Source organism: Rubneribacter badeniensis, from assembly GCF_002899695.1.
GTDB lineage: Bacteria > Actinomycetota > Coriobacteriia > Coriobacteriales > Eggerthellaceae > Rubneribacter > Rubneribacter badeniensis.
In genome coordinates, this window is sequence record NZ_PPEL01000095.1 from 1 (window position 1) to 11,372 (window position 11,372).

Below are 11,372 nucleotides of genomic sequence, written 5' to 3' on the forward strand. Positions count from 1 at the left end.
GTCTCCGACGAGGAGAAGGCGTTTTTGGACGGGGAGTACGCGGCCAGCATGTCGCTCCTCTTCGACGCGAAGGTCCTCGCGCGCACGGTGGCCGTCGTGCTGAGCCGCCGCGGCGTGGACCGCGAGGACGCCGGGGAGGGGGCGGGCGAGTGAGGGTGCTCGCGGTCACGCAGCACTACTGGCCGGAGCCGTTCAATACGGCCGATATGTGCGAGGGGCTTGCCTCTCGAGGGCATGAGGTTACGGTTCTCACCGGTTTGCCGAACTATCCCGAAGGGGAGATATATTCTGGCTACGGCGGCGGCTCCAATAGAAGGCAGGAGCGAAACGGCGTTCGCATCGTAAGGTCTTGGCTTGTTCCGAGGAAGCGCGGGGTTGCGGCTCGTGTAGCGAATTACTATAGCTTCAGCAAAGCGGCATCGCGGCTGGCCCGTAAGCTACCTGGAGATTTCGATGTCGTTGTGGCTTTTCAGACTTCGCCGGTTATGATGGCCGACCCCGCGATAGCGTATGCTCATCATGTGGGCGCTCCGCTGCTCCACTATGTCATTGATATATGGCCCGAATGCTTGCTTTCGGGCGGGGTTTCCAAGGATTCTGCCGTGTACCGTATGTTCGCCCGGGTGTCGCGGCGGATATACGGCGAGGCTGATCGGCTTGCCGTGACTTCGCCTCTTTTCATCGATTACCTTTCCGATTTGCTGGGAAAGCCTGTCGATGCGGTGCGTCTTCCCCAATACGCGGAGGACATCTTCTCCTCGATGCCCGATAAGCGGCCGGAAGGATACGACCCGGCGAAGATCAACCTTACGTTCGCTGGCAACGTGGGGGCCGCCCAGTCGGTGAAGACGATCGTGGAGGCGGCCGCTTTGCTGAAGGACGATCCGGCGTTTGCCTTCCATATCGTCGGATCCGGCTCCGAACTTGACGCCTGCATCGAGCTTGCCGGCGAACTCGATGCGTCGAACATCGTTTTTCACGGCAGACACCCTATCGACGAGATGCCCGCCTATTACGCGGCTTCCGACGCGATGCTCGCGACTTTCTCCGCCAGCCCGATCCTGGGCTACACGCTTCCTCGAAAAGTCCAGTCGTATCTGGCGGCGGGGAAGCCCGTTTTGGGGACGCTGGTGGGCGAGGCGGCGCGCGTGATGGACGAGGCGGGCTGTGGTTTGAGATGCGATGCCGAAAACGCCGCCGGGCTGGCGGCCATCTGCCGGGAATTCGCGGGGTTGCCCGAAGGCGCCCGGCAGGCGTTCGGGGCGGCCGGCCGGGCCTATTACGAAGAGCATTTCACCAAACAAAAGTTCCTCGACACGCTCGAAGGGGAACTGCGGAAATTGAAAGGAACGAGGCATACGGACCATGCGCGCTCTCAAGGGTAAAACGCTTCTGATAACGGGCGGCACGGGGAGCTTCGGCTCCACGGTGCTCAGGCACTTTCTCCGTTCCGAGATCGCCGAGATCCGCATCTTCTCGCGCGACGAGAAGAAGCAGGACGACATGAGGCACCGCCTGCAGGAGCGCTGCCCGGAGCTGGCGGGCAAGGTGCGCTTCCGCATCGGGGACGTGAGGGACGCCCGCGCGGTGCGCGACGCCGCGAGGGGCGCGGACTGCATCTTCCACGCGGCCGCGCTCAAGCAGGTGCCCTCTTGCGAGTTCTTCCCCATGGAGGCGGTCAAGACCAACGTGATCGGCACGGACAACGTGCTGAAAGCCGCCATCGACGAGGGCGTGGAGAAGGTCGTGTGCCTCTCCACCGACAAGGCGGCCTACCCCATCAACGCCATGGGCACCTCCAAGGCCATGATGGAGAAGGTGGTGTTCGCGAACGCCCGCGAAGGGGCGGGGCGGACCACCATCTGCTGCACGCGCTACGGCAACGTGATGTGCTCGCGGGGATCGGTGATCCCGCTTTTCATGGGCCAGATACGGCGCGGCGAGCCGCTGACCTTGACCGACCCCGCCATGACGCGCTTTCTCATGAACCTGGACGAGGCGGTCGACCTCGTGCAGTTCGCCTTCGAGCACGCCGACCCCGGCGACCTCTTCGTCCAAAAGTCGCCGGCCGCGACGGTGGGCGACCTCGCCGAAGCGGTGCAGCGGCTGTTCGGCCGCACAGGCGTGCGCGTGATCGGCACGCGGCACGGCGAGAAGCTGTTCGAGACGCTGATGACCCGCGAGGAGCGGCTGCGCGCCGAGGACATGGGCGACTACTTCCGCGTGCGCGCCGACTCGCGCGACCTCAACTACGACAAGTTCTTCGTCGACGGCGAGGTGCAGACCCAAGCCGACGAGGCGTACACCTCCCACAACACGCGCCGCCTGGACGTGGAGGGCACCATGTCCAAGCTGCTCACCGCGGACTACGTGAAGAGGGCCTTGGAAGGCGGGGAGAGCGGAGGGGAGGGGGAATGAAGGTTCTCGTGACCGGCGCGCGGGGGTTCGTGGGGAGCAACCTGTGCGCAGCCCTGAAGTCCATCCGCGACGGGAAGGACAGGCGGGAGCGCTATCAGGCGCTTCTGCCGCTCGAGGTGTTCGAGTGCGACAAGGATTCTTCCGCCGCCGACCTTGAGGCTTGGTGCGCGCAAGCCGACTTCGTCTTCAATCTCGCGGGGGTGAACCGGCCCAAGGATCCTTCGGAGTTCGCGGAAGGGAACTCCTCGTTCGTCGAGGAGCTTCTGGGCTTGTGCGAGAAGAGCGGCAACCGCTGCCCCGTGATGTTGGCCTCCTCCGCCCAGGCGTCCCTCGAGGGGCGTTTCGCCGGCAGCGAGTACGGCAAGAGCAAGCTCGCGGGGGAGAGCGCCCTTCGCGCGTATGCGGAGCGCACCGGCGCGCCCGCGCTGATCTACCGCTTCCCGAACGTCTACGGCAAGTGGTGCCGCCCTCACTACAACAGCGCGGTGGCCACGTTCTGCCATCAGGTCGCGCATGGCGAGGAGCCGACGGTCGCCGACCCCTCGATCTGTTTGGAGCTGCTTTACATCGACGACCTTGTGACGGAGATGCTCGACGCGCTGCTGGGCGAGGAGCATCGCTGCGACTACGAGGGGCTGGAGGCCGTCCCGAACGAGGCGGGCCCTTTCTGCCGCGTGCCCGTCACCGACAGGGCCACGTTGGGCGAGATCGTGTCGATGCTGAAGGGGTTCAGGGTGGCTCGGCGGACTCTCGACGTGCCCGACGCGGGGGAGGGGTCGCTGTCGAAGAAGCTGCACGCGACCTACCTGAGCTACCTCGATGCGGACGATTTCGCGTATCCCCTCAAGATGAACGTCGATGCGCGCGGCAGCTTCACCGAGCTTCTGCGCACGGCCGATCGGGGGCAGGTTTCGATCAACGTCTCCAAGCCGGGCGTCACCAAGGGCCAGCATTGGCACCATACGAAGTGGGAGAAGTTCTGCGTGGTGTCGGGCGAGGCCCTCATCCGTTTGCGTCGCGTGGGCGCCGATGCCGAGGGGAGGCCCTTTCCCGTTGCGGAGTACCGCGTGAGCGGGGACGATCTGACGGTCGTCGAGATGGTCCCGGGCTACACCCACAGCATCACGAACGTGTCCGACGAGCGGGATCTGGTGACGGTGATGTGGTGCAACGAATGCTTCGACCCAAGGCGCCCCGACACGTTCGGAGAAGAGGTGTGACCGTGCAGAAACTGAAGCTGATGACCATCGTCGGAACGCGGCCGGAGGTGATCCGGCTTTCCGAAGTCATCAAGAAGTGCGATCGCTATTTCGACCACTACCTGGTGCATACGGGCCAGAACTACGACTACGAGCTGAACCAGATCTTCTTCGAGGATTTGAACCTGCGCCAGCCGGACGAGTACCTGGACGTGGCGGGCGGTTCCCTGGGCGAGAGCATAGGGAACGTGATCGCGCGCTCCTACGATTGCCTGTGCCGCGTCCGGCCCGACGCCCTGCTTATCCTCGGGGACACCAACTCGTGCCTGTCGGCCATCGCGGCGAAACGCCTGCACATCCCCGTCTTCCACATGGAGGCGGGGAACCGGTGCTTCGACGAGTGCTTGCCCGAGGAGACGAACAGGCGCATCGTCGACCACATAGCCGATGTGAACCTGTGCTATTCCGAACACGCGCGCCGCTACCTCAACGCCGAGGGGACGGCGAGGGAGAGGACCTACGTCACGGGCTCTCCCATGGCCGAGGTGCTTTCCGCGCATTGGGACAGGATCGTCGGCTCCGACGTTCTGGACCGCCTCGACCTGCAGAAGGGGGGCTACCTTCTGCTGTCGGCGCATCGCGAGGAGAACATCGACGACGAAGGCAACTTCAAGGCGCTGATGGAGGCCGTCAACGCGCTGGCCCGCCGATACGAGCTGCCCGTCCTGTACAGCATGCATCCTCGTTCGAGGAAGCGCATCGAGGAGAGGGGCTTTTCGTTCCACCCGCTCGTGCGCGCGCACAAGCCCCTGTCTTTCACGGATTACAACAACTTGCAGATGAACGCGTTCTGCGTGGTGAGCGATTCGGGGACGCTGCCCGAGGAGGCGGCCTATTTCAACGCCAAGGGCCATCCGTTCCCGGCGGTGTGCGTGCGGACCTCCACCGAGCGCCCCGAAGCGCTCGACAAGGGCGCGTTCGTGCTGGGCTCTTTGACGGCGGAGCGGGTTCTGCAGGCGGTCGACATGACCGTCGCGATGCTCTCCGACGGCGTCGCCGCCTCCGTCGTGCCCGATTATCGCGACGAGAACGTCTCCGCGAAGGTCGTGCGGATCATCCAAAGCTACACGAGCATCGTGGACAAGATGGTGTGGCGGAAGGGCTGAACATCTCGCCATGATCGGTTTAATAGCGTTTAACGAACTCCATGTTTCTCAGTATATATACAAATATACGTCGGTTTTGGATTCCTACGATATCCCCTACAAGGTTTTGTACTGGAGCCGCGCAGGTCTTAAGCCCGTTGATCGAGGGTTTAAGGGCGAGGCTCTTTGCTATGGGAAACCTCTCGATACATACAAAGCGCATTTTCTAAAGGCGTCTGCAATGATGGGATACAGACGTTTTCTCATCGAGGCTATACGTGCTCAAAAATTTGACAAACTCATTGTTTTTACCAGCCAAGCGGCCATCGTCCTCGCCGACCTTCTTTGCGGGGAATACAGGGGCAGGTTTATCTTCGACTATCGCGATATAACATACGAATTCAAACTACCTGGCTACAAGAGGAAGCTGTTGGAGGTGATGGGGGCTTCGTCGTGCACCATGTTTGCATCTCCGGGGTTTATTGAGTTCCTTGCCCTTGGCGAAGACCGTTTCAAAGGCAAAGTGTGCCTTGCGCACAATTCACAAAACGCATGGACCTCTTTCGCCCTGCCCGGCAAGAGGAAGGGCGCTCCGATTCGATTGAACTATTGGGGTATTGTTCGGCAAGTTTCGTTTATCAAGTCTCTTTGCGACGTGTTTGGGAGCGACGAACGATTTGATTTGACGTTTTACGGCGAGGGGAGGATCGAGGATCTTGTCGCGCATTGTCGAGAGAGGGGATATTCCAATGTGCGATTTGCGGGGAGGTATAACTATCGAGAAGATATCGAAGGCATGGTTGCGACTACCGACATAGTTAATTGTCTGTATGAGAACGATAGGGCAACGTGTCCCACTCTTGCCGTGAAGCTTTACGACGCGCTCAATTACAAGCTCCCCATCTTGGTGTCGAAAGAATCGTATCTTGCAAAATACCTTCACGGGATGACGTTTGGTCATGCGGTTTCTCTTGCTGATGCGAATTTGCCCGATTGCGTGTATTCGTGGTATTCGAGCTTGGATGAGCTTTCAATGTCTTCGGATTTTGATGAGTTTAGGCGACGAATAGAGTCGGACGATGAGCGTTTTTGCGCTCGTTTGCTTGATTTTTCGAAGGGATAGGGTTGCCTAAACATTCTAAACTCGAAAAGGCTTTGACTGTCTTTGTCGTTCTGCTGCCGCTTCTCGCTCAGTATCGAAGCGTTATACCGGGCGTATCTCTTGGAGAGATCGCGCTGTTGCCTTTTGCTGTTGCTTATTTTGCGGCGAGCGTTGCAAAGGGTGGAGATCGAAGGGGCTTCTTCGGACTGTACGTGATTTTTGCCATGGTCTTGCTTGCGAATACGCTTGCCGTTATATGCCAGCCATTTTGCTCTTTTTCTGATTCGGTAAGCGTCCTGATTAGGATTGCCTTCTATGCCGTACTTATCTTTGCTGTGCGAGGTAGGATCGATGCGGTTTTACTATGCCGTTTGTTGGTTTTGCTAGCGTTTGCAAATGGCTTTTACACAATCATACAATTCGTCTCGTATCAGGTTTCGGGAGTCTACCTTCCTATAACGCTTCCTTTTTTGGAAGTTGAATCATCGGAAGGGGGAATCAGACTTGATCTCGATTCATATTACATGTGGTCGTTTAGACCGAGCGGTTTCTTTCTTGAGCCAAGTTATGCGGCATTGTTTTCGGCTCCCGGGTTGGCGCTGTCTTTGCTTTCCAACAAGGCGATTTTGGAGAAGCGTGCGGATCTGTTCGCCGCTTTTGTTATCACGGTAGGTCTTTTTTTAAGCACGTCTTCCATGGGTCTGGCCATTCTGGCCATTGTTTGGATCGCTGCCATCTTCAAGAGGATAGTCTACAGAGGGGAAGATGGTACGACAAGGATTAGCTCCCCCGGACTTTTGGCGGCTATGGGAATCGCTGTCTTTTTGATAGCTGTTTTGTTTAGCGGGCTTGTTGATTCGTCCTTGTCAAGAGTGTCGTCGGGAGGTTCTTTTGGGCAGCGAATCCTTAGAGGGGTAGAGCTTGCCCAAGATATGGATATCCGGACTTTCATAATGGGAACCGGTTTAAACAATTTAACCGAGTACGTTCGATACTATGGTGCGACAACACCGTACGATGAGGCGAATCTAGAATACGTGTCTGCTTTTGCCGGGGCTTTGCTCAATTCCGGGATACTTGTCTTCATTGGGTATATGGCTTTTTCCGCTAAGTTGTTCCTTTCTCAAAAGGACATTCTTGGAAAAACGATCGCGCTTGTTTTCATAGTCCTGTGTTTCGTTGAAGCCATGACGAACTCTTATCGGTTTGCGTTTTACGTCGTCATCTTATTCGCCTTGTATGATTTCGGGGATTGCGCCGTTTCTCATGTTCTCTGTGGAGATGAAGAGCGAATCCATGTTTTCAAGAAGAGAGGTTATGGAGAAGCGAGCGCCTAAATATTTGCATGTCTTATGGCAGGATGATTTGAAGTTCTTCTCGAATCTTATCGCGATGATCAACGACCCATTGTGTGGATTCGATAAGGATGAGCATCTGTTTATCACTCCCTTTGTTGATGTGTTTGAAGAGCTGAAAGACCGTGGAAACGTTGAGTTTTTTGATGAAGGAAGCGGAAACTGGGCGCTGGTGCATTGCATCAGCTCTAACGCGAATCGTGTCGACTGGGTTTTCTTTCATGGTGCGGTGCGAAAAGCTTCGGTTCTCTTGCTTAGAAAAAGCATTCTTAAAAAAATCGTATGGCGCACTTGGGGTGGGGAGCTTTTTTTCTCTCGGGAAAGCAAAAACATTCTGAGGTCCCTTCTGTCTGCACCTCTTAATAGCGTTCTCGCAGAAAGGTATAAGGGATTCAGAGCGTTTGGAGTTGCGAATCTGGTTGATGTGCTGGAAGTGGAGAGACGACTGCCGGGGATGCAGTGCTTTCACATGAGTTACAGCACGCCCGACTTCGACAGCTTGGCGCTTGCAAGCGAATCTCTTCACCCTAATTCTGACGAAGAGGATCGCCCGGTAGAGATTTTGGTAGGTCACTCTGGATATGAGGGCGATCATCACAAGACGATTTTGCGGAAACTCTCTAGATTCAAAAATGAAAACATACGCGTCAATCTTGTGCTTTCTTATGGCGATTCTAATTATATCGAAGAGGTTGCCGAGTTAGGGGATCGCCTCTTCGGTAAGAAATGCAGAATCATAAAGGATTTCATGCCGAAAGCCGACTATGGTCGGTTTCTTAAATCCATGGATGTGGCTATTTTGGATGACATGCGGTCATCGGCCCTTGGTAACTTTTCCGCATTGGTGGCAATGGAAAAATCCCTTTATATCAACGCGCTGGGGGTATATCGGGAGGCTATGGAAGTGGAGGGTTTGCCCTACAGGCTTACTGACGATATAGACAATATGAGTTTTTCGGATTTCGCCTCCCCTCTCGTCTACGAGACGAGAGGCATGCTCAGTAGGCTTGCCCCAAAGCCCATGTGCTGCGGGGTCAAGCGCTGGCATTCAATGTTGAGGGAACTTGACGAAGAGGCTGAAGCTTCTCTCTGATGTCCGCGCTTGCAAAATCTAATGTTATTTCCTCCCTCTTTTGGAAACTCTTCGAGAAGGGTGGGAGGGCCGTCGTCGAACTCCTCGTCCAGATCATCATGGCGCGGCTGCTCGTACCCGAGGAGTTCGGGGCACTCGCCATCATGCTCGTGTTCGTCAACGTGGGCAACGTCATCGTGCAGTCGGGGTTGAACACGGCCCTCGTGCAGGTGCCCGACGTCGGCGGTCGGGACTGCTCGACGGTGTTCTGGCTGAGCCTGGGCGTGTCGCTCGTCCTCTACGTTGCCGTGTTCGCCTGCGCCCCCCTCTTCGCTAGCTTCTATGCGATGCCCCACATCGTTTGGCCCCTGAGGGCGCTCGCTCTCGTCCTCGTCGTCAACTCCTTCAACGCCGTGCAGGTCGCCATCGTGCAGCGCGCCCTGGAGTTCAGGAAGGTGTTCAACGCGACTATCGCCTCGGTCGCCGTGTCGGGCGTCCTCGGCGTGGCGTCGGCCTTGGCCGGGGCCGGACTGTGGGCTTTGGTGGTGCAGCAGCTCGCCTACCAGATTGCGAACTGCGCGGCGCTCGCGCTGCAGGTGCGTTGGCGACCGCGGGCTATCTTCGATGCGGGCCGCGCATGGAGGCTGTTTTCCTTCGGGTGGAAGCTGCTCGCCTCGGGGCTGCTCGATCAGGGTTACCAAAGCCTTTCCGATCTCATTATCGGTAAGCAGTTCTCTGCGGGAAGCCTCGGGCTGGTGTCTCAGGGCAAGAAGTACCCGATGGCCGTGGGTTCCATGCTCGACGGGGCGATACAGCCGGTCATGCTGTCGGCGGTGTCTCGCGTGCAGGACGACATCACCTGCGTCAAGCGTCTCGTCCGCCGTGCGCTCAAGACCTCGACCTACCTCATCGTGCCCTCGATGGTTGCCTTCGCGCTTGTGGCTGAGCCGCTGGTGCGTTTGCTTCTTGGGGAGCAGTGGCTCGGCTGCGTGCCGTTCTTGCAGATGTACTGCTTTGTATATGCCCTTTTGCCCATTCATACGACGAACCTCCAAGCGATTAACGGCGTGGGCCGCAGCGACCTGTTCCTCGGGCTCGAGCTTGTCAAGAAGGCCTACGGTTTGGTTGTGATGCTGTTCGCGGCCTTTGTCTTGCGTGACATCTACTTCTTGGTGGGCAGCTACATGCTCACCGCCGTCGTGGGCACGTTCGTGAACGCTTGGCCCAATCGCAAGATCATCGGCTACTCCTATGCTGAGCAGATCCGCGACATCTGCCCGGCATTCCTTTTGGCGGCGGCCTCGGCGGCCGTCGCCTTCCCCGTGGGCCTGCTCGCGCTGCCCGATCTGGTGACGGCTGCCTTGCAGGTGGCGGTGATGGCAGTAGCCTACCTGATCCTTTCGCGCTTGTTCAAGGTGGAGGCGTTGTCGTATCTGCTGAATACCGCTCAAGAGCTCGTCTCATCTAGAAAGGCCGCCCGGTAAAGGCTCGGCTTTGATTTCGAACGGCGCTTTGAAAACCGAAGAAAGGAAGTTCGAGGGATGCTGCGCGTGAACGTGACCTGTTCCTCCATGCCGCCCATGGAGGAGTACTTCGCCGAGGTGGCCCCACTGTGGGAGAGCAGGTGGCTCACCAACATGGGCGAGAAGCACCGGGAGCTGGAGGGGGCGCTCAGGGAGCGCCTGGGCGTCAAGGACGTGTGCCTGTTCACCAACGGGCACAGCGCCCTCGAATGCGCCATTGAGGCGCTGGGCCTCGGCTTGGACGGGCGCGACGAGGTGGTCACCACGCCGTTCACGTTTGCGTCCACCACGCATGCGATCGTGCGCAAAGGCCTCAAGCCTGTGTTCGCCGACGTCCGATCCTCCGACCTCACGCTCGATCCCGACTTAGTTGAGCGGGCGATCACGCCGCGCACCTGCGCCATCCTTCCCGTGCACGTCTACGGCAACCTGTGTGACGTGGACGCAATTCGAAAGATCGCCGACCGGCACGGGCTGAAAGTGATATACGACGCCGCGCACGCCTTCGGGGTGGAGAGATGGGATTCGGCTGCGGGCAAATGGGAAGGAGCAGTCTCCTTCGGGGACGCCAGCATGCTCTCCTTCCACGCCACCAAGGTGTTCAACACCATCGAAGGGGGAGCGGTCTGCTGCGGAGATCCCGCTCTCCGCAGCGCTCTCAACCGATGGAAGAATTTCGGAATCGTCGGGCCGGAGAGCGTGGAGTGCGCAGGTGGCAACGCCAAGATGAACGAATTCTGCGCCGCGATGGGACTTTGCAACCTGCGCCACTTCGATGAGGAGGTGGCGAAACGCAAGGCGGTCGCCGAGCGCTACTGGACGAACCTGGAGGGCGTCCCCGGCGTGACGGTTCTCCGATCCGGAGAGGGCGTCCGCCCCAACTACGCCTACATGCCGGTCCTGTTCGATCCCGAGGCGTTCGGCTCCACGCGCGACGACGTGCTCGAGGCCCTCGCGGCCGAGGGCTTCGGCGCGCGCAAGTACTTCCACCCGCTCGTGAGCGACTACGCCTGCTACCGCGACTTGTATTCGAGCAAGGATACCCCCGTCGCCAAGCGCGCGGCGGGGCGGGTGCTGTGCCTGCCCATGTACGCCGACCTGGCGATCGAGGACGTGGACGCGATATGCCGGGTGGTCAGGGGGTGCGCGCGATGAGGGCTGGTTCGGTTGTCTGCCGAGTTTTGCAGGTTGCGAACGGTGATCCAAGTGGGTTTTACGCCAAAGCTCTTATGGAAGATTGGCTTAGTGGGAGGTATTCGGTAAAAGAATCGGTGTGGGCCTTGCGCCATGGGTTTGCACCCTCGACGGTTCGGTTTCTCGGTATTAACGCCTCGAATGTTTCCGACTATCTGTCGGATCGAGATTATTTTGCCGCTCATCCCTATAACCGCTGGTCAGTTCTTAGGATCAATGATAAATACAGCATTCGATACGCACTTTCGAAATACGAGCAATACCTTCCTGACTACTATGCCCTTTTTCATTCCGGTCGCGTATGCAAGCTTCCCGATTGGCCCGAAGACCGTATTCCTTTCCAGGGGGGGGGGGGGGGGGTGTT

General features: G+C 58.4%; 10 protein-coding genes. All 10 read left to right on the plus strand.

Going from position 1 to position 11,372, the window contains the following annotated elements; all coding sequences use genetic code 11:
* Positions 1-149 precede the first annotated feature (149 nt).
* Positions 150-1,385: a glycosyltransferase family 4 protein gene (locus tag C2L80_RS11740; RefSeq protein ID WP_103263256.1), complete on the plus strand. Its 1,236-nt coding sequence runs from the start codon at positions 150-152 to the stop codon at positions 1,383-1,385.
* Entirely contained in the window at positions 1,366-2,418 is a 1,053-nt protein-coding gene (locus C2L80_RS11745; protein ID WP_103263257.1) for a polysaccharide biosynthesis protein, read from the plus strand. The genes C2L80_RS11740 and C2L80_RS11745 overlap by 20 nt, the downstream gene beginning before the upstream one ends.
* Positions 2,415-3,638 (plus strand): polysaccharide biosynthesis C-terminal domain-containing protein, encoded by a 1,224-nt coding sequence (locus C2L80_RS11750; protein WP_103263258.1) that lies wholly within the window; start codon positions 2,415-2,417, stop codon positions 3,636-3,638. The genes C2L80_RS11745 and C2L80_RS11750 overlap by 4 nt, the downstream gene beginning before the upstream one ends.
* 2 nt (positions 3,639-3,640) lie before the next feature.
* Positions 3,641-4,783, plus strand: a complete 1,143-nt coding sequence (gene wecB, locus C2L80_RS11755) for a non-hydrolyzing UDP-N-acetylglucosamine 2-epimerase (protein ID WP_103263263.1) — start codon at positions 3,641-3,643, stop codon at positions 4,781-4,783.
* 10 nt (positions 4,784-4,793) lie between these two features.
* The gene (locus C2L80_RS11760) at positions 4,794-5,885 is read left to right on the plus strand and encodes a glycosyltransferase family protein (protein ID WP_129589955.1); all 1,092 of its coding nucleotides are present in this window, start codon (positions 4,794-4,796) and stop codon (positions 5,883-5,885) included.
* A gap of 2 nt (positions 5,886-5,887) precedes the next feature.
* Positions 5,888-7,201, plus strand: coding sequence for a hypothetical protein (locus tag C2L80_RS13765; protein ID WP_129589956.1), 1,314 nt, complete (start codon positions 5,888-5,890; stop codon positions 7,199-7,201).
* A complete protein-coding gene (locus tag C2L80_RS11765; RefSeq protein ID WP_157941082.1) occupies positions 7,182-8,312 on the plus strand; it encodes a TDP-N-acetylfucosamine:lipid II N-acetylfucosaminyltransferase family protein in 1,131 nt (376 codons plus the stop codon). The genes C2L80_RS13765 and C2L80_RS11765 overlap by 20 nt, the downstream gene beginning before the upstream one ends.
* Complete coding sequence (locus C2L80_RS11770; protein ID WP_103263261.1) at positions 8,312-9,775, plus strand: lipopolysaccharide biosynthesis protein; 1,464 nt, start codon at positions 8,312-8,314, stop codon at positions 9,773-9,775. The genes C2L80_RS11765 and C2L80_RS11770 overlap by 1 nt, the downstream gene beginning before the upstream one ends.
* 57 nt (positions 9,776-9,832) lie before the next feature.
* Complete coding sequence (locus tag C2L80_RS11775) at positions 9,833-10,969, plus strand: DegT/DnrJ/EryC1/StrS family aminotransferase (RefSeq protein WP_103263262.1); 1,137 nt, start codon at positions 9,833-9,835, stop codon at positions 10,967-10,969.
* Positions 10,966-11,372 (plus strand): hypothetical protein (locus C2L80_RS14180; RefSeq protein WP_204600596.1); only part of this gene is annotated, 407 nt, incomplete at its 3' end. The genes C2L80_RS11775 and C2L80_RS14180, both read left to right, overlap by 4 nt.

Coding starts and splice junctions, on each gene's coding strand:
- C2L80_RS11745 (WP_103263257.1), top strand. CDS start 1,366: ATGCGCGCTCTCAAGGGTAAAACGCTTCTGATAACGGGCGGCACGGGG.
- C2L80_RS11750 (WP_103263258.1), top strand. CDS start 2,415: ATGAAGGTTCTCGTGACCGGCGCGCGGGGGTTCGTGGGGAGCAACCTG.
- C2L80_RS11770 (WP_103263261.1), top strand. CDS start 8,312: ATGTCCGCGCTTGCAAAATCTAATGTTATTTCCTCCCTCTTTTGGAAA.
- C2L80_RS11760 (WP_129589955.1), top strand. CDS start 4,794: ATGATCGGTTTAATAGCGTTTAACGAACTCCATGTTTCTCAGTATATA.
- C2L80_RS11765 (WP_157941082.1), top strand. CDS start 7,182: ATGGAGAAGCGAGCGCCTAAATATTTGCATGTCTTATGGCAGGATGAT.
- C2L80_RS11775 (WP_103263262.1), top strand. CDS start 9,833: ATGCTGCGCGTGAACGTGACCTGTTCCTCCATGCCGCCCATGGAGGAG.